20 protein-coding genes and 1 tRNA gene are annotated in these 23693 nt (G+C 68.2%); 16 read left to right on the top strand and 5 right to left on the bottom strand.

The window, feature by feature from the left end; all coding sequences use genetic code 11:
* Nucleotides 1–578 precede the first annotated feature (578 nt).
* The gene (locus tag VM780_RS00905; RefSeq protein WP_325444151.1) at nucleotides 579–1073 is read left to right on the top strand and encodes a ferritin-like domain-containing protein; all 495 of its coding nucleotides are present in this window, start codon (nucleotides 579–581) and stop codon (nucleotides 1071–1073) included.
* 71 nt (nucleotides 1074–1144) lie between these two features.
* Here VM780_RS00905 and VM780_RS00900 read toward each other — a convergent pair whose 3' ends face one another.
* Both VM780_RS00900 and VM780_RS00895 read right to left on the bottom strand, forming a co-directional pair.
* Nucleotides 1145–1327, bottom strand: coding sequence for a hypothetical protein (locus VM780_RS00900; RefSeq protein WP_325444149.1), 183 nt, complete (start codon nucleotides 1325–1327; stop codon nucleotides 1145–1147).
* 58 nt (nucleotides 1328–1385) lie between these two features.
* Nucleotides 1386–2357 (bottom strand): LysR family transcriptional regulator, encoded by a 972-nt coding sequence (locus VM780_RS00895; protein ID WP_325444148.1) that lies wholly within the window; start codon nucleotides 2355–2357, stop codon nucleotides 1386–1388.
* A gap of 105 nt (nucleotides 2358–2462) precedes the next feature.
* Between VM780_RS00895 and VM780_RS00890 the strand changes: the two genes are divergently transcribed.
* From VM780_RS00890 to VM780_RS00845, 10 genes are all read left to right on the top strand, one after another.
* Nucleotides 2463–3722: a sarcosine oxidase subunit beta family protein gene (locus VM780_RS00890; protein WP_325444146.1), complete on the top strand. Its 1260-nt coding sequence runs from the start codon at nucleotides 2463–2465 to the stop codon at nucleotides 3720–3722.
* A 12-nt stretch (nucleotides 3723–3734) separates the two neighbouring features.
* Complete coding sequence (locus tag VM780_RS00885; RefSeq protein WP_325444144.1) at nucleotides 3735–4022, top strand: sarcosine oxidase subunit delta; 288 nt, start codon at nucleotides 3735–3737, stop codon at nucleotides 4020–4022.
* A complete protein-coding gene (locus tag VM780_RS00880) occupies nucleotides 4022–7003 on the top strand; it encodes a sarcosine oxidase subunit alpha family protein (RefSeq protein WP_325444142.1) in 2982 nt (993 codons plus the stop codon). The genes VM780_RS00885 and VM780_RS00880 overlap by 1 nt, the downstream gene beginning before the upstream one ends.
* Nucleotides 6996–7574, top strand: coding sequence for a sarcosine oxidase subunit gamma (locus tag VM780_RS00875; protein WP_325444140.1), 579 nt, complete (start codon nucleotides 6996–6998; stop codon nucleotides 7572–7574). The genes VM780_RS00880 and VM780_RS00875 overlap by 8 nt, the downstream gene beginning before the upstream one ends.
* An 88-nt stretch (nucleotides 7575–7662) precedes the next feature.
* Nucleotides 7663–8358: a helix-turn-helix domain-containing protein gene (locus VM780_RS00870; RefSeq protein WP_325444138.1), complete on the top strand. Its 696-nt coding sequence runs from the start codon at nucleotides 7663–7665 to the stop codon at nucleotides 8356–8358.
* A gap of 165 nt (nucleotides 8359–8523) precedes the next feature.
* Nucleotides 8524–9414 (top strand): glutamine amidotransferase family protein, encoded by an 891-nt coding sequence (locus VM780_RS00865; protein ID WP_325444136.1) that lies wholly within the window; start codon nucleotides 8524–8526, stop codon nucleotides 9412–9414.
* A gap of 27 nt (nucleotides 9415–9441) precedes the next feature.
* Nucleotides 9442–10149, top strand: a complete 708-nt coding sequence (locus VM780_RS00860; RefSeq protein ID WP_325444134.1) for a protein glxC — start codon at nucleotides 9442–9444, stop codon at nucleotides 10147–10149.
* 7 nt (nucleotides 10150–10156) lie between these two features.
* Nucleotides 10157–11503: an FMN-binding glutamate synthase family protein gene (locus tag VM780_RS00855; protein WP_325444131.1), complete on the top strand. Its 1347-nt coding sequence runs from the start codon at nucleotides 10157–10159 to the stop codon at nucleotides 11501–11503.
* 125 nt (nucleotides 11504–11628) lie between these two features.
* Complete coding sequence (glnT, locus tag VM780_RS00850; protein WP_325444129.1) at nucleotides 11629–12930, top strand: type III glutamate--ammonia ligase; 1302 nt, start codon at nucleotides 11629–11631, stop codon at nucleotides 12928–12930.
* Between the two features lie 597 nt (nucleotides 12931–13527).
* Nucleotides 13528–14364 (top strand): TorF family putative porin, encoded by an 837-nt coding sequence (locus VM780_RS00845; protein ID WP_325444127.1) that lies wholly within the window; start codon nucleotides 13528–13530, stop codon nucleotides 14362–14364.
* A 122-nt stretch (nucleotides 14365–14486) separates the two neighbouring features.
* On the opposite strand, the gene VM780_RS00840 is transcribed toward VM780_RS00845, so the two are convergent.
* On the bottom strand, nucleotides 14487–15824 hold the full coding sequence (locus VM780_RS00840) for an FAD-binding oxidoreductase (RefSeq protein ID WP_325444124.1): 1338 nt from the start codon (nucleotides 15822–15824) through the stop codon (nucleotides 14487–14489).
* A 180-nt stretch (nucleotides 15825–16004) separates the two neighbouring features.
* Here VM780_RS00840 and VM780_RS00835 point away from each other — a divergent pair, with 180 nt between their 5' ends.
* From VM780_RS00835 to VM780_RS00820, 4 genes are all read left to right on the top strand, one after another.
* On the top strand, nucleotides 16005–17072 hold the full coding sequence (locus VM780_RS00835; RefSeq protein ID WP_325444122.1) for an HlyD family secretion protein: 1068 nt from the start codon (nucleotides 16005–16007) through the stop codon (nucleotides 17070–17072).
* Entirely contained in the window at nucleotides 17069–19819 is a 2751-nt protein-coding gene (gene rbbA, locus VM780_RS00830) for a ribosome-associated ATPase/putative transporter RbbA (RefSeq protein ID WP_325444120.1), read from the top strand. The genes VM780_RS00835 and rbbA overlap by 4 nt, the downstream gene beginning before the upstream one ends.
* A gap of 4 nt (nucleotides 19820–19823) precedes the next feature.
* A complete protein-coding gene (locus VM780_RS00825) occupies nucleotides 19824–20936 on the top strand; it encodes an ABC transporter permease (protein WP_325444118.1) in 1113 nt (370 codons plus the stop codon).
* Nucleotides 20937–21050: 114 nt separating this feature from the next.
* Complete coding sequence (locus tag VM780_RS00820; RefSeq protein WP_325444116.1) at nucleotides 21051–22025, top strand: quinoprotein relay system zinc metallohydrolase 2; 975 nt, start codon at nucleotides 21051–21053, stop codon at nucleotides 22023–22025.
* A 46-nt stretch (nucleotides 22026–22071) separates the two neighbouring features.
* On the opposite strand, the gene VM780_RS00815 is transcribed toward VM780_RS00820, so the two are convergent.
* Nucleotides 22072–22147, bottom strand: a tRNA-Glu gene (locus VM780_RS00815).
* A gap of 70 nt (nucleotides 22148–22217) precedes the next feature.
* Complete coding sequence (locus VM780_RS00810; protein ID WP_325444114.1) at nucleotides 22218–22604, bottom strand: DUF6476 family protein; 387 nt, start codon at nucleotides 22602–22604, stop codon at nucleotides 22218–22220.
* On the opposite strand from VM780_RS00810, the gene VM780_RS00805 reads away from it, so the two are divergent.
* Nucleotides 22603–23616 carry an RluA family pseudouridine synthase gene (locus tag VM780_RS00805; protein ID WP_325444112.1) on the top strand — a complete coding sequence of 338 codons (1014 nt, stop codon included), beginning with the start codon at nucleotides 22603–22605 and terminating at the stop codon, nucleotides 23614–23616. The genes VM780_RS00810 and VM780_RS00805 overlap by 2 nt on opposite strands.
* Nucleotides 23617–23693: the final 77 nt, after the last annotated feature.

The raw sequence follows: 23693 nt of genomic DNA, 5'->3' as shown, positions 1-23693 counted from the left end.
GGTGACGACGCAGCTGCTCGGCGACCTCATCATAGTTCCTCAGCCGGTCAAGCTGGCGGTCGATGAGCGACAGCGCCTGGTTCTCGACGGCGTGCGCGTCACGCAGCCCGACGACGAAGGTGGAACGGACGACGTCCTGATCGAAACTGGCCATGAGAGCGCTCCGAAAAAAAAGGCGGGCGCCCAAGCGCCCGCGAGGTGGGGGAGGAAACGGAAAAGGGACTAGTCCGCCGCCTTCGCCGGAACCGGCGTGGGCGGCGCGCCGTGGGCGCGCGGAACGAACGGCGCGAGCAGCACCTTGCGGTGACCGAACATCGATGACTCCTCGCCTCGTAAGGATCGCAGCGCGCCCGCAGGCGTCCAACTTCCTCCGTCGAAAGCGCGCGCTCGATGGAATGTTCCTCAACCGGATACCTTTCCGTCGCAGCTGCGCTGGAGATGTCGCGCTCCCCCGGGAGCGATCGGCGCGCGGAACGATCCGCCGGCCTTCCGCTTTGTATCGGCACAGCGGCGATGGGCCGCCGCGCGGCGCTCTGGGGCGTCAGGCGCGCTTCGTTAAAAAGGGCCGGGAAACAAAAATGGCGACCAAAGAGAAGACTCTGGAAGACCTCTTCCTCGACACGCTCAAGGACATCTACCACGCCGAGAAGCAGATCCTCCGGGCGCTCGGCAAGATGAGCAAGGCGGCGGAATCCGACGAGCTGCGCCAGCTTTTCGAGCAGCACCGCGAAGAGACGGACGGCCAGATCCAGCGCCTCGAGCAGGTCTTCGAAATGCTCGGCAAGCGGCCGCAGGGCAAGCCGTGCGAGGCGATGCAGGGGCTGGTCGAAGAGGGCAAGGAGATCATGGACGAGTTCAAGGGCAGTCCCGCCCTCGACGCCGGCCTCATCTCGTCCGCGCAGGCCGTCGAGCATTACGAGATGGCGCGCTACGGCACGCTCGCGAGCTGGGCTGGTCAGCTCGGCATGCCTGACGCCGTCAAGCTGTTCGAGGAGACGCTGAAGGAAGAGAAGAACGCCGACCAGCTTCTGAACCGCGCAGCGCAGGCCAAGGTGAACAAGAAGGCCGCGTAAGCGGGTTCTCTGCTTTGACCGAGAAGCGCGGCGGATCAGATCCGCCGCGCTTTTTCGTGTCTATCCTTGGATCAGAGCAGTTTGCCTTGCGTCGCGTCTGGCTGGACGTAGCCGTAGTAGACGATGGCCGCGACGACGGCGAGAACCAGCAGCGCGATCAGGATCTTCAGGGCGCCCCGGTTCGTCCTTTGCTCGCTGCGGGGCAGCGCAGGTTCCTGCGGGCCGGCGCCGCGGCGCGGCGGAATGTCTGTCATGTCGAACCTCGTCGGAAATTGAACGACGGTTCAAGCGCTTGGCGCGGCGAATGTTCCGCTAGAGGACCGTGACTGCAGCCGCAAGCCCAGGCGCCGCGGCCTCGATCGCCGGCAGGGCCTCGGCCGCGAGGCGCCCGCGCACCAGCTCGGCGATCTCCAGCGGAAGCCGCCCGAGCTGGTGGCGATAGGCGACCAGAGTGAGCTGGCGGCGGAGCTGCGGACCCGGCGTCGGCGCGAAGGCGAGGTTGCAGATGTCGTCCTTCGCCTCCAGCACGCAGAGCGGCGTGGTGATCGCGAAGTGCCCGCCCTGGGCGACCATGGCGGTGACGCCAGCCGGCGTGTCGAACTCCAGCCCCCGTGGCAGTTCGAGCCCGAGCCGGCGGAGATGGCGGTCGATGTCGCCGCCGGTGCTCGAGCGCGCGCTGAAGCGGACGAACTTTAGCCGGCTGGTAACCGTTTCCAGCTCCGCGAGCGTCCGAACCGGCGGCTCATCCTTCGGCAGGACCAGGACGTAAGTCTCCGCCACGATCGGCCAGCGCTCCAGGCCGCTGATGTCGCCGAGGTCGTCGACGCCGATCATCACGTCGAGATTGCGCGTCACCAGCGCGCTGGCGTGCGCCGCGGTCAAGCCCGAGAAGATCGAAACCTCGTCGGCGCGGCCCGACAGGAAGCGCGCGAGCGGCGCGGCGACGGCCCGGGACAGCGAGTCCACCAGCCCGACGCGCACCAGAGGCAGCCGGCCGCGGCCGACCTCGCGGAGCATCGGGGCGATCTGGCGGGCCTCCGACAGCAGGGCGCTCGCGCGCTGCCGCAGCAGGGCGCCGGCCGGCGTGAGCGCGAGCGGGCGCACTGCGCGGTCGAACAGCGCGGCCCCGATCCGACTCTCGAGTTCGGCGATCGCGATCGAGACGGCGGGCTGGGTGAGCCCGAGCCGCCGCGCCGCGACCGCCATCGCGCCTGCGTCGCAGACCGCGAGAAAGATCGAGAGCGAGCGGAGATCAAAGGGCAGGTCGTCGGAGCGGGTCGCCATGCTGCGCGTCCGGGGGCCTCAGCGAAGCGCCTATAAGTTCGATTTATGTTGAGCGCGCAAGCTCCCCGCGGGAGCGTGGCTGCGTAACGGCAGCGGACGCTCTTCATGTCGACGGACCATTATTCGATCTTCTCGGTGCTGCGCGAGGCGTTGCGCGGCCACACCGGATGGAAGCCGGCCTGGCGCGACGCCGCGCCCAAGGCCGCCTATGACGTCGTCATCGTGGGCGGCGGCGGCCATGGCCTCGCGGCGGCGCACTATCTGGCGAAGGAATTCGGGATCACCAATGTCGCGGTGGTCGAGAAGGGCTGGATCGGCGGCGGCAATGTCGGCCGCAACACCACCATCATCCGCTCGAACTACCTGCTGCCGGGCAATATTCCTTTCTACGAACACTCGATGAAATTGTGGGAGGGTCTGGAGCAGGACCTGAACTACAACGCGATGATCAGCCAGCGCAGCGTCATCAACCTGTTCCATTCGGACGGCCAGCGCGACGTCTATGCCCGGCGCGGCAACGCCATGCGGCTGCACGGCGTCGACTCCGATCTGATGGACGTCGCGGAGCTCAAGCGCATCCTGCCGATGCTCGACTACGACAACGCCCGCTTCCCCGTGAAGGGCGCGCTGCGCCAGAAGCGCGGCGGCACGGTGCGGCACGACGCGGTCGCCTGGGGCTACGCGCGCTCTGCCGATGGCCGCGGGGTCGACATCATCCAGAACTGCGAAGTGACCGGCTTCCGCATCGAGGGCGGCCGCATTCAGGGGCTGGAGACCAGCCGCGGCTTCATCGGCGCCAAGAAGGTCGCGCTCGCCTGCGCGGGCAACTCCTCGCGGGTCGCCGCGATGGCCGGCATGCGCCTGCCGATCGAGAGCCACGTGCTGCAGGCCTTCGTGACCGAGGGCATCAAGCCGTTCATCGACACGGTCTGCACCTTCGGCGCGGGGCACTTCTACATCAGCCAGTCCGACAAGGGCGGCCTGGTGTTCGGCGGCGACATCGACGGCTACAATTCCTACGCCCAGCGCGGCAACCTGCCGACCGTCGAGGACGTCTGCGAGGGCGGCATGGCGCTGATGCCGGCGATCGGCAGGGTGCGGCTGCTGCGCTCCTGGGGCGGCATCATGGACATGTCGATGGATGGCTCGCCGATCATCGATCGAACGCCCGTCGAGGGCCTCTACCTCAACGCTGGCTGGTGCTATGGCGGCTTCAAGGCCGTGCCGGCCGCCGGCCACTGCCTCGCCCATCTGATCGCCCGCGACGAACCGCACCCGGTCGCCGCCGCCTATCGACTCGACCGTTTCGCCACCGGGCGGACGATCGACGAGAAGGGCATGGGCGCGCAGCCGAACCTTCACTGAGAGCCCATCGCCATGCGCATCGCCTGCCCCTTTTGCGGACCGCGCGGCGTCGACGAATTCGCCTATCTGGGCGACGCCACCGTCAAGCGGCCGAACGCCGACGCGCCGGACGCGCTGCCGGCCTTCGTCGAATATGTCTATCTGCGCGACAATCCGGCCGGCCTGCACCGGGAGCTCTGGCAGCACGCGCTCGGCTGCCAGTCCTGGCTGGTCGTGACCCGCAACGTGCGCACGCATGTGATCGATCAGGTCGAGGCGGCGCGCGACGTCGCGGCCGCGCGGCTGTCGGAGGCCGAGTGATGTCCCAGTCGAACCGTCTCGCCGCCGGCGGCCTGATCGACCGCGCCTCCACCATTGGCTTCACCTTCGACGGCCGGCGCTACGCGGGCCATTCCGGCGACACGCTCGCTTCGGCGCTGCTCGCCAATGGCGTCAAGCTCGTCGGCCGGTCGTTCAAATACCACCGGCCGCGCGGCGTGCTCACCGCCGGCTCCGAGGAGCCAAATGCGCTGGTCGAGCTGCGCTCCGGCGCGCGCCGCGAACCGAACGCCAAGGCGACGGTCGCGGAGCTCTATGACGGGCTCGAGGCGACCAGCCAGAATCGCTGGCCTTCGCTCGCCTTCGACGTGATGGCGGTGAACCAGCTCGCCGCGCCGATCTTCGTCGCCGGCTTCTACTACAAGACCTTCATGTGGCCGGCGAAGTTCTGGGAGAAGCTCTACGAGCCGATGATCCGGCGCGCCGCCGGCCTCGGCCGGCTCTCCGGCGAGGCCGACCCGGACTCCTACGAGAAGATCACGGCGCATTGCGACGTGCTGGTGATCGGCAGCGGCCCGGCCGGCCTCGCGGCGGCGCTCGCCGCCGGCCGCTCGGGCGCGCGCGTGATCCTCGCCGAGGAGGACTTCGCGCTCGGCGGGAGGCTCAACTCCGATCGCCGCACGATCGGCGACAAGGCCTCATCGGCCTGGGCGGCGGATGCCGCGGCCGAGCTCGAGAGCCTGCCGGAGGTGACGGTTCTGCGCCGGACGCCGGTGGTCGGCGTCTATGACGACGGCGTCTACGCCGCGCTGGAGCGTGTGTCTGACCACATGCGCGAGCCGGCGGCGCACCAGCCGCGCCAGCGGCTGTGGCGCATCGTGGCGAAACGCACTGTGCTCGCCGCCGGCGCGCTTGAGCGGCCGATCCCGTTCGGCGGCAACGACACGCCCGGCGTCATGCTGGCGAGCGCGGTGCGGACCTATCTCAACCGCTTCGGTGTCGCGCCCGGCAAGCGCGCCGTGGTCTACGCCAACAATGACGACGCCGCCGCCACCATCGCTGACCTCGCCGCCGCCGGCTGCGAGATCGCGGCTGTGATCGACGCGCGCGGCGACGCGCCTGCGCTGCACGCCGCGGCGCGCGCCGCGGGCGCCTCGCTGATCTTCGGCGGCGCGATCGCCCGCGCCTATGGCGGCCGCTCCCTGAAGGGCTGCGAGATCGTCGACGGCCGCGGCCGCGGCTTCAAGGTCGAGTGCGACCTGATCGCCGTCTCGGCCGGCTGGAACCCGTCGATCCAGCTCACCACGCACCTCAGCGCAAGGCCGGTCTGGGACGATCGTCTTGCGGCCTTCCTGCCCGGCGCTCGCCCCGTCGGCATGGAGGTCGCCGGGGCCGCCGGCGGCGCCTATGGGCTCGGCGAGGCTCTCGCCGCCGGCGCCAAGGCTGGCGCGGAGGCAGCCGAGGCCTGCGGGTTCGCCGCCGGCGCAGTCGACATACCCGCCACGGATCCTGAGCCGGGCGACACGCACGGTCGCGGTCCCTGGCGCTCGCCGGTCAAGCGCGGCAAGGCCTTCGTCGATTTCCAGAACGACGTCACGGTCTCCGACGTCGAGCTCGCGGCGCGCGAAGGCTTCAAGTCGGTCGAACACCTCAAGCGCTACACCACGCTCGGCATGGCGACCGACCAGGGCCGCACCTCCAACGTGCTCGGCCTCGCGCTGATGGCCGAGATCACCGGCCGCTCGATCCCCGAAACCGGCATCACCGCGGCGCGGGCGCCGTTCACGCCGGTCGCGATCGGCGCGCTCGGCGGCGCTCATCGCCACAAGGAGTTCCGCCCGACCCGGCTGCCGCCCTCGCACTTCTGGGCCGAGGAGCAGGGCGCGGCGTTCACCGAGACCGGCCAGTGGATGCGCGCGGCCTACTTCCCCCGCCCGGGCGAGAAGGACTGGTTCGAGACGGCCGTGCGCGAAGTGAATACGGTGCGGACCGCGGTCGGGGTTTACGACGCCTCGACGCTCGGCAAGATCGACATCCAGGGCGCGGACGCCGGTGTCTTCCTCGACCGCGTCTACATCAACGCGTTCTCCTCGCTCGCCGTCGGCAAAGCGCGCTACGGGCTGATGCTGCGCGAGGATGGCGTCGCGATGGACGACGGCACCACCACGCGGCTCGGCGAGACGCATTATTATATGACGACCACGACGGCGAACGCCGGCGGCGTCATGCGTCACCTCGAGCTGTGCAAGCAATGGCTGTGGCCGGAGCTGGACGTCCACTTCTCCTCGGTGACCGATCAGTGGGCGCAATACGCCATCGCGGGCCCGCGGTCGCGCGACGTGGTCGCCGCGCTGGTGGACGAGGGCTTCGACGTCTCCAATGAAGCTCTGCCCTATATGGGCGCCAAGGAGCTCACGGTCTGCGGCGGCGTGAAGGCGCGGCTGTTCCGGCTCTCCTTCTCGGGCGAGCTCGCCTATGAGCTGGCGGTTCCGGCGCGTTACGGCGACGCCATGATCCGCGCCATCATCAAGGCCGGCGAGCCGTTCGGCATCTGCCCCTACGGGGCCGAGGCGCTCGCCATCATGCGCATCGAGAAGGGCCACGCCGCCGGTCCCGAGCTCAACGGCAACACCACCGCCGCCGATCTCGGAATGGGCAAGATGCTGTCCAAGAAGAAGGACTTCATCGGCCGCACGCTGTCGGGCCGTGAGGCCTTCCAGGATCCCGAGCGCCCGTCGCTGGTCGGCTTCCGCCCGGTGGATCGCTCCGCCCGGCTGCGCTCCGGCGCTCATTTCGTGCCGCGGGGCGAGACGCCGAGCGCCGCCAATGATCAGGGCTACATGACCTCGACGGCCTATTCGCCCAGCAACGGCCACTGGATCGGCCTCGGCTTCCTGGCCCGCGGCCCGGAGCGGATGGGCGAGATCGTCCGCGCCTACGACCCGGTGCGCGGCGGCGACATCGAGGTCGAGGTGGTTTCTCCCGTGTTCGTCGATCCCGAAGGAGCGCGTCTCCGTGCCTGAGCCCCTGGTCGCCCGCTCGCCGCTCCGCGCGCATGTCGCGCCGCCCGCCTCGCCGGCCGGCGAGCCCGGCGTCGTGCTCCGCGAAATCCCTGACCTCACGCTCGCCTCCGTCGCAGCCCTCAAGGGCCGCGAGGCCGAACTCACGCAGGCGGTGAGCTCCGCCTATGGGGTCGACCTGCCCGACGGGCCGAAGCGGGTGAGCTCCGGCGCCGTCTCCTTCGTGGGGGTCGGGCCGGGCAAATGGCTGGCCGCCTCGACGGTGGGCACAGACTTTTCTGGTCTGCCGGCCGCTGTCGCCGACCAGTCTGATGGCCGGGCCGTCTTCAGGCTCTCGGGGCCCAAGGCGCGCGAAACGCTGGCGACGCTGGTGCAGATCGATCTGCATCCCCGCGCCTTCCAGCGCGGCGACGCCGCGGTCACGCACGCCGCCTCCATCGCGGTCACGCTCTGGCAGGTCGGCGACGAGCCGACCTACGAGATCGTGATGTTCCGCACCTACGCGGCCACACTGTGGCGCTGGCTGGTGGAAGCCGGGCGCTCTCGCGGCATCGACGCCCGCCTCGGCGGCTGAAGGCCCCGCACCCCCGGCGTCGCCGGGCTTGGGGTTTGCGGACAGTTTCGCTAGCGTGGCGACCAGTTTCCTGTGAGGAAAGGTCGCCATGGCTGACAGGACCGCTGACGCGCAGGCCGCCGCCAAACGCTCGCCTGCCGCCGAGCCGCCGTTTAGCGTCGTCTCGGAGGACGAGCCCTACGTCACCGGCTCAGGCGCGCCCGCTCCTGCGGATCGGCGCACGCTCGAACAGGCGATCGGGCTGCAGATCAGGCATCACCGCAAGCAGATGGGCCTGACGGTCGCCGAGCTTGCGGCGGCCGCCAGCGTCTCGACCGGCATGCTGTCGAAGATCGAGAACGGTCAGATCTCGCCGTCCCTGACGACGCTGCAGACGCTTGCGACCGCGCTCAACATGCCGATCAGCCTGCTGTTCTCGGAATTCGAGGAACGCCGGGACTGTTCCTACGTGCCGGCCGGGCAGGGCGTCGTCATCCAGCGCCGCGGCACCAAGGTCGGCCATAAATACGAGCTGCTGGGTCATATGCTTGGCGGCCAGGTGGCGGTCGAGCCATATCTGATCACGCTGACCGAAGACGCCGCGCCCTACACGGCCTTCCAGCACGAGGGCACCGAGCTGATCTACATGCTGAGCGGCGAGGTGATCTACGCCCATGCCGGCAACAGCTATCACCTGAAGCCCGGCGATTCGCTGCTGTTCGATTCCGGCGCGCCGCACGGGCCGGAGCGGCTGGTGGCGAAGCCGATGACCTATCTGTCCATCATCATGTACGAGAAGGACTGAAGCAGGGCGGAGGCGCTCAACCGACGAGCGATGCGGCTCCGGCGCCCTCAAAAGTTTCTTCTGAAGAATTTTTTTTTCCAGACCGTTGACGGCATCAGCGGCGCTCGGTAGCTTCCGATCCACGCCCTCGCGGGCCGTTTTCCTTGAGATCGGAGCCCCACGCCCATGTGCGGGATCGTCGGAATTTTCCTGAAGGACAAGTCGCTCGAGCCGAAGCTCGGCGAGATGTTGAGCTCGATGCTCGACGTGATGTGCGATCGCGGGCCGGATTCGGCGGGCTTCGCCGTCTACGGCGCCGGCGAGGCGGGGCGGGTGAAGCTCACCCTGCGCGGGCCTGAGGGCTATGACTTCGCCGCGCTGGCGGAGAAGCTCGGCTCCGACGTGCATCTCACGGAGCGCGCCACGCACGCCGTTCTGTCGATCCCGGAAGCCTGGGAGCCCGACATCCGCGCGTCGCTCGTGAAGCTCGCCCCCGAGGTCACCGTCGTGGGCGCCGGCGCCCGGATGGAGCTCTACAAGGAAGTCGGGCTGCCGACCGACGTCGCGAACCGCTTCAAGCTTGCGGAGATGTCCGGCACGCACGGCATCGGCCACACCCGCATGGCGACCGAGAGCGCCGTCACCACCAACGGCGCGCATCCGTTTTCGACCGGCGCCGATCAGTGCCTCGTGCACAACGGCTCGCTCTCGAACCATCGCGGCGTGCGCCGCAATCTCGAGCGCGAAGGCGTCAAGATCCAGACCGACAACGACAGCGAAGTCGCCGCCGGCTACCTGACCGCGCGCATGGCGCAGGGCCGCAGCCTCGGCGAGGCGCTCGAGGACTCGCTGAACGATCTCGACGGCTTCTACACCTTCGTGGTCGGCACCGAGACCGGTTTCGGCGTGCTGCGCGACCCGATCGCCTGCAAGCCCGCGGTGATGGCCGAGACCGACAAATATGTCGCTTTCGGTTCGGAGTATCGCGCGCTCGCCAATCTGCCGGGCATCGAGAACGCCAAGGTTTGGGAGCCCGAGCCCGCCAAGGTTTATTTCTGGGAACGTGCGGCCGCCTGAGAGCAGCCAGAGAGGGGAGGCCGTTTCATGAACGCAGGCGCGCAGAGCAACGCCTTTGACTTGTCGCGCTCCACGGTGCGCGAACTGAACACTGCGCTGCATGGGCTGAAGCAGGGCTCTAACGCCCTGTTCTGGCGCATCACGCATCCGGGGGGACTTCACGCCATCGCCGCCGGCGTCGACGCGCCGGTGACGATCGAGGTCGACGGTCCTGTCGGCTATTACTGCGGCGGCATGAACAAGCAGGCCACGATCCTGGTGAAGGGTTCGGCCGGCGTGGGCGTCGCCGAGAACATGATGTCGGGTCTTGTGCATGTCGAAGGCGACGCCAGCCAGGCGGCGGGAGCGACTGCGCATGGCGGCTCGCTGATCATCGACGGCAACGCCGCCGCGCGCTGCGGCATCTCGATGAAGGGCATCGACATCGTCGTGAAGGGCTCCGTCGGCCACATGTCGGCCTTCATGGCCCAGGCCGGCACGCTCACCGTGTTCGGCGACGCCGGCGAGGCGCTCGGCGACTCCATCTACGAGGCGCGGCTTTATGTGCGCGGCTCGGTGAAGAGCCTCGGCGCGGACTGCATCGAGAAGGAGATGCGGGACGAGCACAAGCAGCAGCTCTTCGAACGCTTCAAGCTCGCGGGCGTCGACGGCGAGATCGATCCGTCTGAGTTCAAGCGCTACGGCTCGGCGCGAAACCTCTACCATTTCCACGTCGACAACGCGTCGAACTACTGAGGGCGACATGAACGAGCACGTCAAAGCCCCCGTCGCGCCGCGCACGCTGCCGCGTGAATCCGCAACCTTCGACGCCTACACCCTGTCGGAGATCCGTCGCGCCGCCGCGACCGGCATCTACGACATCCGCGGCGCCGGCGCGAAGCGCAAGGTCCCGCATTTCGACGACCTGCTGTTCCTCGGCGCCTCGATCTCGCGCTATCCGCTCGAGGGCTACCGTGAGCGCTGCGGCACCGAAGTCGTGCTCGGCACGCGCTTCGCCAAGAAGCCGATCGAGCTCAAGATTCCGATCACGATCGCCGGCATGAGCTTCGGCTCGCTGTCGGGCCCGGCCAAGGAAGCGCTCGGCCGCGGCGCGTCCCAGATGGGCACCTCCACCACCACCGGCGACGGCGGCATGACGCAGGAGGAGCGCGGGCATTCCAAGACGCTCGTGTATCAATACCTGCCGTCGCGCTACGGCATGAACCCGGACGACATCCGCAAGGCGGACGCGATCGAGGTCGTGATCGGCCAGGGCGCGAAGCCCGGCGGCGGCGGCATGCTGCTCGGTCAGAAGATTTCGCCGCGCGTCGCCAAGATGCGCACGCTGCCGGAAGGCATCGACCAGCGCTCCGCCTGCCGGCACCCGGACTGGACCGGACCGGACGACCTCGAGATCAAGATCGAGGAACTGCGCGAGATCACCGACTGGGAGAAGCCGATCTATGTGAAGGTCGGCGCCTCGCGGCCCTATTACGACACCGCGCTTGCGGTGAAGGCCGGCGCCGACGTCGTGGTGGTCGACGGCATGCAGGGCGGCACCGCCGCCACGCAGGAAGTGTTCATCGAGAATGTCGGCATCCCGACGCTCGCCTGCATCCGCAATGCGGTGAGGGCACTTCAGGACCTCGGCATGCATCGCAAGGTGCAGCTCATCGTCTCGGGCGGCATCCGCAACGGGGCTGACGTCGCGAAGGCGCTGGCGCTCGGCGCCGACGCGGTCGCGATCGGCACCGCCGCGCTGGTCGCGCTCGGCGACAACGATCCGAAGTGGGAGAGCGAGTACGAGGCTCTCGGCACCCGCGCCGGCGCCTATGACGACTGGCACGAGGGGCGCGATCCGGCCGGCATCACCACGCAGGACGCCGAGCTCATGAAGCGTCTGGATCCGGTGATGGCCGGTCGCCGGCTCGCGAACTACCTGGCGGTGATGACGCTCGAGGCGCAGACCATCGCGCGCGCCTGCGGCAAGAGCCACGTGCACAACCTCGAGCCCGAGGATCTCGTGGCGCTGACCCTCGAATCCGCCGCGATGGCGCAGGTCCCGCTCGCGGGAACGAACTGGGTGCCCGGCCAGGACGGGCGTTTCTGAACGCATAATAGAAGGAGGCCCGCCGCCAGTTCAGGGGGCCTCCCCTCCGGCGGACGGTGACCTCCCGCAGGGAACGAGAGGAGTCGGTCTTGAACGCACATGTCGGGACAATCGGGGGAACTGAGGTGGCTGCTGATCTTGCGGAGGCCGCGCGCGACCGCGGAATCAAATACTTTTTGATCTCGTACACGGACCTGTTCGGCGCGCAGCGCGCCAAGCTGGTGCCGACCGCGGCGATCGGCTCCATGCAGCGAAGCGGCGCCGGTTTCGCGGGCTTTGCGACCTGGCTGGACATGACGCCGGCGGACGCGGATCTGTTCGCCAAGCCTGATCCGGCCAGCCTGATCCAGCTCCCCTGGAAGCCGGAGGTCGGCTGGCTGGCGGCGGACCTCTGGATGAACGGCAAGGAGGTCGAGCACGCTCCGCGCAACACGCTGAAGCGCCTGATGGCGCGCGGCCGTGAAATGGGCTTCCAGATGAAGTCCGGCGTGGAGTGCGAGTTCTTCCTGACCAACGCCGACGGCTCGGCGATCAGCGACGCCGCCGACACGCACGACAAGCCCTGCTACGACCAGCTCGCTCTGATGCGTCGCTATGACGTCATCACCGAGATCTGCGACGCCATGCTGGCGCTCGGCTGGAAGCCGTACCAGAACGACCATGAGGACGCGAACGGCCAGTTCGAGATGAACTGGGCCTTCGATGACGCCCTCGCCACCGCCGACAAGCACTCGTTCTTCAAATACATGGCGAAGTCGATCGCCGAGAAGCACGGGCTGCGGGCGACCTTCATGCCGAAGCCGTTCGTCAATCTGACGGGCAGCGGCTGCCACGCGCATGTCTCGCTGTGGAACGACGGCAAGGCGATGTTCGAGGACGATGGCGGCGAACTCGGCGTCTCGCCGCTCGGCTACAACTTCATCGGCGGCCTTATGCACAACGCCGCCGCGATCTGCGCGATCACCAATCCGACCGTGAACTCCTACAAGCGCATCAACGCGCCCCGTACGGTTTCGGGCGCGACCTGGGCGCCCAACACGGTCAGCTACACGGGCAACAACCGCACCCACATGATCCGGATTCCGGATCCAGGCCGGTTCGAGTTCCGGCTCCCCGACGGCGCGGCCAACCCGTACCTGCTGCAGGCTGCGCTTCTGGCCGCCGGCATCGACGGCATCGAGAACAAGCGCGATCCCGGCGAGCGCAGCGACGTCAACATGTACACAGAGGGCCACCTCTGCACGAACGGCAAGGCGCTGCCGCTCAACCTGATGGACGCGCTTCGCGAGCTGCAGGCGTCGGACGTCCTGAAGGGCGCGCTCGGCGAGGAGTTCATCACCGCCTACGTGAAGCTCAAGACGCAGGAATGGAACGCCTACGCGCGTCATCTGACGCAGTGGGAGCGCGACAACACGCTCGACTGCTGAACCACCGCTTTTCCCCTGAGCCCTCCCTCGGCTCCCGCGCCGCGCCAAGCCCTGCTTGGCGCGGCCTTTTTTGTCCGGGACTGAGGTTTCGCTGCGCCTGCGTCAGAAATTGCTGCGGCGCGGCTGCCTAAAACCAGATCATCGGGGCTCCCGAAATAGGCGCCGCGCGCGTTTTCACGCCGGCGCGTCTCGATCGTCCAGCGAGACGGCCGGGGCGCGCGCGGCGTCTGCGCCGCTATCGATACGTTTCAACTCCGTCTGTTCGCGAAGGCAGGCCAATAATTCTCAAACGATCAAGCGCGCTCTTGCGATCGGGGCTGCTGGGATGGTCATGCCGCGAAAGGCCCCGGTATACGGCGAGGTTCCGGCGCTCTGTTTGCGGTCCGGCTAGGCCGTCGTAATTTGAAGTTAAGAGCTTCAACGGCGATCAAATATGGCGTTTCCTCAGCAAAAACTTTGGCTTATCCCGGCTGTGGCAAAAAGGCATCTATGCTTGACAAGCAAGGTCGCGCCTAAAAATCAGGCTAGACTTTCGGAGCCCGGGGCCGGATTTTTACAGTCAACCGACTGAGCGTACTTATGAATCGGGGAACTCAAATGAACAAATTCGCCGGGCTTGCAATCAAGGCGCTGATGGGCGTCGCGGCCGGATCGATGATCGTGAGCTCGGCCTCCGCCGCTGACCTCGCCATGCCGGAGCCGGTGGTGGAAGCCTCCGTCACCCCGAACTGGGACGTGGCGTTCGGCGTCGCCGCCGTGACGAACTATGTGTTCCGCGGCATCACGAACAGCAAGAACAACCCGGCGGTCCAGGGCTACGCCGAACTCCAGGCGTTCGACTGGGTCTATGGCGGCGTGTGGATGTCCAGCGTCGACTTCTCCAGCAAGTACGGCCTCTCGGATCCGTCGGCGGAAGTCGATCTGTATGGCGGCCTGCGTCACAGCTGGGACTGGTTCTCGCTCGACGTCGGCGGTCTGTACTACTGGTACCCGGGCGAGAAGGGTCCGGCTCGCGAGACCGACTACTGGGAAATCTTCGCCAAGCCGGCGGTCACCTTTGGCGGCCTGACGGTCGGCCCGACCATCTACTGGTCGAGCGACTTCATCAACACCAAGGCCAACGCCACCTACCTCTCGGGCGTCGCCAAGTACGCCTTCGCGGTCGACTCGATGCCGGACCTCGGCTTCTACGTGTCGGGCGAGTTCGGCAAGCAGTGGGTTGAGCGCACGCGCTACAACGCCGGCATCGACTACCTGACCTGGAACGCGGGCGGCGGCGTGACCTACAAGGCTGCGACCCTCGACCTCCGCTACAGCGGCGCCGACCTGAAGAAGGCCGAGTGCACCCCGGCGGGCTTCGGTCTGAAGAACTGGTGCGGCGACATCTTCATCGCCAAGCTGTCCTTCGACACCTCGTTCAACAAGCTGAAGTGAGCGGCGTCCGCCTCTAGCGGACCCAGCCGAATGAAGAAACGCCGCGCTCGCAAGAGCGCGGCGTTTTCGTTTGCGCCGCCGCCGGCCGAGGGCGCGGCCGATCCCGCAGAGCGGCCGACCCGTCAGAATCCCGTGGCGTCCCGGGCGCGGCGCCAGAGCTCCACCATGGGGACGGCGGCCCGGGCGAACATGTGCAGCGGGTGGCTCGGGAACGCCATGTCGTCGAAGGCGCTGCGGCCCTCCGGGCGGCCCAGCATCTGGAGGGCGATCTTGCGGCCGAAATGGGTGGCGCGCGAAACGCCGGTGCCGCAATAGCCCATCGCGTAATGCACGCCATCAGGCGCGCGGCCGAGATGCGGAAACTCGTCGAAGGTGTAGCCGATCCGGCCGGTCCAGCCATGCGTGGCCAGCACGTCCTTAAGGTCGGGGAAGACGCGCAGCAGGTCGCGCGCGAGGTGACGGTAGGCGGCCGCCGAGTTTTCGCGCGCCAGATGGCTCGCCCGTCCGCCCCAGATCAGCCGGTTCTCGCCCGGCGCGGGCCGGAAGTAATAGAACACGCGGTTGGAGTTGCCGTAGACCCGCCGGGTCGGCGTCACCTGATCGAAGAGGTCCTGCGGGATCGGCCCCGTGGCGATCTGCGCCGAGACGACCGGTACGATCCGCCTGTCGAAATGCGCCCCGACGCCATGCGTGTAACCGTTGGTCGCGATCAGTACGTTCCGAGCCCGGACTTCGGCGCCGTCGAAGCGAACGCGGAAATGATCGGTCTCGGCTGACACGCCGCGCACCGCAGCCTCGCCCCTCAAAACCGCGCCGGCCTCCGTCACGCGACGCATCAGGCCGGCATGGTAGCGGCCCGGATGCAGACTCGCGTCCATCGGCAGCAGCGCGCCTCCGTAAAAAACGTCGGTTCCGATTTCACGGCGTTGCGCCCCGCGCGGAACCATTTCGAAGTCGACGCCGGCATGGCGCGCAAGGTCCTCCATGTCGCGCGCCATGGCGTCGTAATGCGCGGGACGAACGGCGCCCCGGAAGCGGCCGCAGCGCGTAAAGCCGCAGTCGATTTTCTCCTGAGCGATCAGGGTTTCGATCCCGTCGAGCATCGCCACGCCTTCACGCAGCAGCTCGACCGCCTTCCGCTCCCCCTTCATCGCGATCAGGTCGCGGACGCGGAATTTCTGGTTGCCGCTGCCGACCTGCCCGCCGTTGCGGGTGCTGGCGCCGAAGCCCGGGACGCCCGCGTCCACCACGAGGGTCCGCCGGCCGGCGCGCGCCAGCACGAGCGCCGCGGAGAGGCCGGTGAAGCCGGCGCCGACCACCAGGACGTCGGTCCGCTCCGGCAACTCCGGCCAAGAACCCGTCTGGGGCGGCGCGGCGTCCCACCAAAAGGGCGCCGGAGCGAAGCTCGCCGCTTTTCCGGCCGCGAGATCGCACAGGGAAATCTGGGGTCCAGAGGACATGGTCACGCTCGCGCCGTCCTGGCGGATTGCCTAACGGCTGCATAGCCGCGCCCGAAGGCCGACGCCACCGGCGCCCCATCATCGCCGGACCTCGGCCGAGCCTTTGCGGCGTCGATTGACTCAGCTCAAGGGCCGTTCGCGCGCTCGGGTCCAAGAGAGACCGATCGCGGGAGCGGGCGGATGATTCCAGCAAAGCGCATTCTGGCCGCCGGCCTTGTGGCGGCGGCGGCGGCCGGCGGCTATTTCGCGTGGACGAAGCTGGCGGATCACGGCCTGCCGCCCGGAGTGGCGAGCGGCAATGGCCGCGTCGAGGCGGTCGAGATCGACGTGTCGACCAAGACGCCGGGCCGCATCCAGGAAATCCTGGTCGACGAGGGCGACTTCGTCTCGGCCGGTCAGCCGCTCGCGCGCATGGACACCAAGCAGCTGGAGGCGCAGCGCCGTCAGGCGGATGCGCAGCTGCAGCGGGCGACAATCAGCGTGGACACGGCGAAAAGCCTCGTCACGCAGCGCCAGGCGGAGCGTGAGGCGGCGGTCGCGGTGGTCGCGCAGCGCGCGGCGCAGCTCGACGCCGCCAGCCGCAGGCAGGCGCGTTCCGAGCAACTCGCCAAGACCGACAACGTTTCGCTCCAGGTGCTGGACGATGACCGGGCGACGGCGCGCGGCGCTAAGGCTGCGATGAGCGCGGCCGAAGCGCAGCTCGCAGCCGCCGAGGCCGCGATCAGCGCCGCCAAGGCGCAGGTGGTCGACGCGGGAGCCGCCGTCGACGCCGCGAAGGCAGCGATCGAAAGCATCGCGGCCGACATTGAGGACAGCACGCTGGTCTCGCCGCGCGATGGACGCGTGCAGTACCGGGTGGCGCAGCCGGGCGAGGTCCTGTCCGCCGGCGGCCGCGTGCTGAACCTCGTCGATCTCGGCGATGTCTACATGACCTTCTTCCTGCCGACCGCACAGGCCGGACGCGTGGCGCTCGGAGCCGAAGTCCGGCTCGTGCTCGACGCCGCGCCGCAATACGTCATCCCGGCGCGGGCGACCTTCGTCTCCGATGTCGCGCAGTTCACGCCAAAAACCGTCGAGACGCAGGAGGAGCGCGAGAAGCTCATGTTCCGGGTCAAGGCGCAGATCCCGCCAGAGCTGCTTCGCAGGCATATCCAGCAGGTGAAGACGGGGCTGCCCGGCGTCGCCTATGTGCTGATCGACCGCGACGCCTCATGGCCGGCGGCGGTCGGCGGACCGCTCGTCGAATGAGCGTCGCCGCCCCGCGCGCCGCGCCGGCCGCGCGGCTGCGCGACGTCTCGCTCAGCTATGGCCGCCGGCGCGCCCTCGATGCGGTGACGCTCGATCTTCCCTCCGGGGAGATGGTGGGGCTGATCGGCCCGGACGGGGTCGGGAAATCGACCTTGCTGTCGCTCGTCGCCGGCGCGCGACGGATCCAGGGCGGGACGGTCGAGGCGCTCGGCGGCGACATGGCGAGCGCCGCCCACCGGCGACGGACATGCTCCCGTCTGGCTTACATGCCTCAAGGCCTCGGCCGGAACCTCTACGCCACCCTGTCGGTGTTCGAGAACATCGACTATTTCGGCCGACTGTTCGGCCACGACCGGGGCGAACGGCAGCGGCGGATCGCGGAACTGCTGAAAAGCACGGGTCTCGAGCCCTTCGCCGACCGTCCGGCGGGCAAGCTCTCGGGCGGCATGAAGCAGAAGCTCGGCCTCTGCTGCGCTCTGATCCATGACCCGGACCTGCTGATCCTCGACGAGCCTACCACCGGCGTGGATCCGCTGTCGCGCCGCCAGTTCTGGGAGCTGATCGACAGGATCCGGACCCAGCGCCCGGGCATGAGCGTGGTGATCGCCACCGCCTATATGGAGGAGGCCGCGCGCTTCGACTGGCTGGTCGCGATGGACGCCGGGCGCGTCCTCGCGGCCGGAACGCCAGGCGACCTGCTGGAGCGGACAGGCGCCGCCACGCTTGACGCCGCCTTCATCGCGCTGCTGCCTGAGGAAAGGCGCGCAGGACACGCCGCGGTCGTGATCCCGCCGAGGCCGCAGCGCGCCGATGCCGCCGTCGCGATCGAGGCCGAGGGCCTGACGATGCGCTTCGGCGACTTCGTCGCCGTCGACCGGGTGAGTTTCCGCATCGAACGCGGCGAAATCTTCGGCTTCCTGGGGTCGAACGGCTGCGGCAAGACCACGACGATGAAGATGCTGACCGGCCTGCTGCCGGCGACCGAGGGCGCGGCGCGACTGTTCGGTCGCGAGCTCGATCCTAAGGACATGAATGCGCGCCGCCGCGTCGGCTACATGTCGCAGGCCTTTTCGCTCTACGGCGAACTCACCGTCCGGCAGAATCTCGAACTGCACGCCAAGCTGTTCGACATGGACCCCGCGGCGATCCCTGCGCGGGTCGACGAGATGATCCGCCGGTTCGACCTTGCGGGTCTCGCGGACGCGCTTCCCGGCGCGCTGCCGCTGGGCATACGCCAGCGGCTGTCTCTGGCGGTCGCGATGGCGCACTCGCCGGAAATCCTGATCCTCGACGAGCCGACATCGGGCGTCGATCCGGTCGCGCGCGACGCCTTCTGGCGAATACTCGCCGAGCTGTCGCGTCGCGACGGCGTGACGATTTTCGTCTCCACCCATTTCATGAACGAGGCGGCGCTGTGCGACCGCATCTCGCTGATGCACGCCGGCAAGGTGCTGGTCAGCGATCGTCCCGCGGCGATCGTCGCGGCGCGTGGCGCGGCCGACCTGGAACAGGCGTTCATCGCTTATCTCGAGGAGGCCATCGGGGCGCCCGCGGCGCTCGCGCCGCCGCCCGCCGCGGATCTCCTGCCGGCTGTCGCGCCGCCTCGTCAGGCGAGGCGAAGCTTCGCCCCCCGACGGGTCTTCGCCTGCGCCCGTCGCGAGGCGGTGGAACTCGCGCGCGACCCCATCCGGGCGGCGCTCGCGATCTTCGGCAGCGTCATCCTGATGTTCGTCATGGGCTACGGCATCAACATGGATGTCGAGAACCTGTCCTTCGCGGTTCTCGACCGGGACGACACCACCGTCAGCCGGCAATATGTCCAGCAGATCGCCGGCTCGCGCTACTTTGAGGAGCGGCCGCCTCTCGGCGGCTACGCCGATCTCGACCGCCGGATGCGGGCGGGCGAACTGAGCCTCGCAATCGAGGTCCCGCCGAACTTCGCCCAAGACGTCGAACACGGACGAACCGTCGAGATCGGCGCGTGGATCGACGGCGCGATGCCGGCGCGGGCCGAGACCATCCGCGGTTACGTGCAGGGGATGCACTCAGGCTGGCTGGAGCAGAAGGCGCGCGAGCTCTATGGCCGCGCAGCGAGCCTCGGGGATTTCCAGCTCGCGCTCCGCTATCGCTACAACCCCGATGTCCGCAGCATCGTCGCCATGGCGCCGGCGGTGATCCCGCTGTTGCTGATGCTGATCCCCGCGATGCTCGCGGCCCTCAGCATCGTGCGGGAGAAGGAGCTCGGCTCGATCATCAATTTCTATGTGACGCCCGTGAGCCGTCTGGAATTCCTGGTCGGCAAGCAGCTCCCATACGTCGTGCTCGGCTTTCTCAACTTCCTGCTGCTGACCGCGTTTGCGATCTATGGCTTCGGCGTGCCGTTCACCGGCAGCTTCCTCGCCTTCGCGGCGGCGGCGGCGCTCTACGTCACCGCGACGACCGGCATTGGCCTGCTGACCTCCACCTTCATGAACAGCCAGATCGCGGCCATCTTCGGCACGACGCTGATCACCATCATCCCGGCGACCCAGTTCTCCGGGATGATCGATCCCGTGTCGTCGCTTCAGGGCGCGGGAGCCGTCATCGGGCGGATCTATCCTACGACCTATTTCGTGACGATCACCCGCGGCGCGTTCTCGAAGGCGCTTGGTTTTTCGGACCTGGCCAGCGCCTACCTGCCGTTGCTGATCGCGATACCGACGCTGCTCTTGTTCACCGCGTTTCTCCTGAAGAAGCAGGCGAGGTGAGGGGATGCGCCTCGCGCACGTCATCGAGCTCGGCGTCAAGGAACTGCGCGGGCTGATCCGCGACCCGATGCTGCTCGCGCTCGTGGCCTACGCCTTCACGGTCTCGATCTACACGGCGTCGCGTGCGGTTCCGGAGACGTTGAACCGCGCCGCGATCGCGATCGTCGACGAGGACCAGTCGCCGGTCTCCTCCCGCATCGTCACTGCGTTCTACCCGCCCTATTTCATGCCGCCGCAGCTCATCTCGCTGGCCGAGATGGACGCGCGGATGGACGCCGGGCTCGACACTTTCGCATTGGACATCCCGCCCGACTTCCAGCGCGACCTGCTCGCCGGTCGTTCGCCCACGTTGCAGCTCAACATCGACGCGACGCGGATGTCCCAGGCCTTCACCGGCGGCGGCTATGTGCAGTCGATCGCCTCAGGCGAGGTCTCGGCTTTCCTGGAGCGCCACCGCGGCGCGCAGACGCCGCCGGTCGATCTCGCGCTTCGCGCGCGCTTCAATCCGCAGCTCAACAAGAGCTGGTTCGGCGCCGTCACCAACGCGATTTCGTCGATCACGATGCTGTCGATCATCCTGACCGGCGCGGCGCTGATCCGGGAGCGCGAGCACGGCACGATCGAGCATCTGCTGGTGATGCCGGTCACGCCCGTCGAGATCATGCTCGGCAAGATCTGGTCGATGGGCCTCGTGGTTCTGGCGGCCTCGGCGGTTGCGCTCATCGTCGTGGTGCAGGGGCTGCTGCACGTGCCGATCCAGGGGTCCATGGCGCTGTTCCTCGCGGCCACCGCGCTGCATCTGTTCGCGACGACCTGCATGGGGATCTTCCTGGCGACCCTGGCGGGCGCGATGCCCCAGTTCGGCCTGCTGCTGGTGCTGGTGCTGCTGCCGCTTCAGATGCTGTCGGGCGCGGTCACGCCGCGCGAGAGCATGCCGGAGGCGATCCAGCTGCTGATGCTGCCGGCGCCGAACACGCATTTCGTCGTGCTGGCCCAGGCGATCCTGTTCCGGGGCGCCGGCCTCGACGTCGTCTGGCCGCAGTTTGCGGCGCTGTTCGCCATAGGGGCTCTGCTCTTCCTGCTGGCGCTCTGGCGCTTCCGCCGGTTCCTTGCCTGAGGGCCGCGCTTTGTTGGCGAAGCCGGTGGCCTTGGCCAGCGCGCCCGCTGGGCGATGGGTTGATCAGCTTGCGGGGCTCTACTAGTCCGTAGAGCCAATCACAGGCTGGGCTCGATGCAGGTTCGGCGCATCAGGGAGGTCGGGATGGAGCGCGGATCAGGACTCCGGACGAGCCGCCGCGACCTTCTGCTCGGCGGCCTTTGCCTCTGCTGCCTGCCGCGAGCGGGCTTTGCAGCCGAGGCGGCCGGCGTCCAGGAGATCCAGCCCGGCGTGTTCGTCAGGCGGGGGCTCGACGTCGACGCCGCGCCCGGAAACGCGGACGCGATCGCCAATATCGGCTTCGTCATCGGAAAGGATGCGGTTCTGGTCACCGACTCCGGCGGCAGCCTTGCCGACGGAAAATGGCTGCGCGACCAGATCCGGCAGAAGACCGACCGGCCGATCCGCCACGTGGTGCTGAGCCACGTGCATCCCGACCACAGCTTCGGCGCCTGCGCGTTCGTGGACGACAGGCCGGATTTCATCGGCCACGCTAGGCTGAAGCCGGCGCTCGAGGCGCGCGGCGCCTTCTACAAGGACAAGCTTTCGGAGGTTCTCGGGGCCGGCAATGTCGGCCCGGTCGTCATGCCGACGCGCGAGATCGGCCCGGAGGGCGGAGAGGTCGACCTTGGCGACCGCAAGTTCGCCTTCCAGGCGCATAGGACGGCGCACACCGACTGCGACCTCTCGATGATGGATCTGTCGTCCGGCCTGCTGTTTCCGGCCGATTTGCTGTTCGTGAAGCGCGTGCCCTCGCTCGACGGCAGCCTGCTCGGCTGGCTGAAGGAGCTCGACGGGCTCGAGGCCCTGGGCGCGAAGACGATCGTGCCGGGTCATGGACCCGTGACGGTGGACCAGAAAGCGTTCGGAGATCTGCGCCGCTACCTCACCGTTCTGCGCGATCAGACGCGCAAGGCGATCAAGGACGGCAAGTCGATCGACGAGGCGATCCAAACGGTCGGCGCGTCGGAGAAGGACAATTGGGCGCTGTTTTCGGACTACAACAGCCGAAACGCCACCCAGGCCTACAAGGAGCTGGAGTGGGAATAGCCTGACCGCGCGCAGGGCCGCTTGGACAAGTTGGTCGACAAGCGCTTGGCGCTCCCAAGGGGACTCGAACCCCTGTTTTCGCCGTGAGAGGGCGACGTCCTAGACCGCTAGACGATGGGAGCTTCGCAGGAGGCGCATCCTATAACGGCCCTTTCGGGTCGCATCAAGCGACGCCGGCCAAAATTCCGCGGCCTAGCGGATCGGAGGCGAGGAGGGGCCTCCGGGGGCGATCTCCAGCCGGCCGGTTTCGGTCAGGGAGCCGGGATCCAGAACATGGATCGTGGTGCGGCCTTCGGCTTCGGTCGTGACCACGATCCGTCCGCCGTCGACGGCGGTCGAGACCACTTTCGCGCCCGCAGGGATGGAGAGGGTGCGGGCCACGGGTCCCGCCGCGTGCGCGCTGGACTTGACGAGCCGATAGGCGATCACCGACATGACCGACAGGAAACCGACGCCCATGGTGAGGGCGCCGATCAGCGTCAGCATCCGCAGGCGGCGGTAGACGCGCTGAATCCGCGGATCGTCGTCGTCCGCTATCTCGTTGAGCGACGGCCCTTGGGAGCCGATCTGCGCCGTCATGTCCGTACCGTCCTCCGAAGCCGCCGCCGATCCTGATCGTCTCCGCGTGGTCGTGGCGGAGAGCGGGGACGTCGGGGAGCGGCTCGACCGATTTCTGGCAGCGCGACTGCCGGAATTTTCCCGTGCGCGGCTGCAGGCCCTCATGCGCCAGGGCGCGGTGCGCTCGGGCGGCCGGACGCTAGAGGACCCGGCTGGACGGGTCAACGCGGGCGAGATCGTGGTCACGCTTCCGCCGCCCGAGCCAGCCGAGCCCGTCGGCCAGGACATCCCGCTGTCGGTGGTCTACGAGGACGAGCATCTGATCGTCATCGACAAGCCCGCCGGCCTCGTCGTCCATCCGGCGGCCGGTCACGCCGACGGCACGCTGGTGAACGCGCTGATCGCGCATTGCGGCGCGAGCCTCTCGGGCGTCGGCGGCGTCGCGCGACCGGGCATCGTGCACCGGCTCGACAAGGACACCAGCGGCCTGCTTGTGGTCGCCAAGAACGACGTCGCGCATCGGTTTCTCAGCGCCCAGTTCGCCGACCACGGCCGCACCGGCCCGCTGCGACGCGCCTATCTGGCGCTTGTGTGGGGAGTTCCGACGCGGCCGCGCGGCACGGTCGACGCTCCGCTCGGACGCAGCGCGAGGAACCGGGAAAAGATCGCGGTGCGGTCGGACGGCCGCGAGGCGATCACGCACTGGCAGACGCTTGAGCGCTTCCCGGCGGCCGACGCCGCGCTCCTCGAGTGCCGCCTGGAGACCGGTCGCACCCATCAGATTCGCGTGCACATGGCGTCCGTCGGTCACCCGCTGCTGGGGGACGACGTCTACGGGGCCGGACACCGCTCCAAGTCTTCACGTTTGAGCGAGCCCGCGAGGGCTGCGCTTCTCAGATTGGGCCGGCAGGCGCTGCACGCCGCCGAACTCGGCTTCGTCCATCCCGCAACGCGGGAGACGTTGGAGTTCTTGAGCCCGCCGCCTCCGGATTTCCAGGACTTGGCGAAAAAGCTCGGAACACAAGCGGCTTGATCGACTTCTAGCCGTGCACGCGCCTCGCCGCCCTGCGCGAGCGAGGCATGCAATTCTGCACGGCAGCGTGATGTGTA

This window comes from Hansschlegelia sp. (assembly GCF_035538955.1).
In the GTDB taxonomy this organism is placed as follows: domain Bacteria; phylum Pseudomonadota; class Alphaproteobacteria; order Rhizobiales; family Methylopilaceae; genus Methylopila.
The sequence above is the reverse complement of the archived record's forward strand: the minus strand, read 5'-3'. Positions and strand labels throughout refer to the sequence as shown.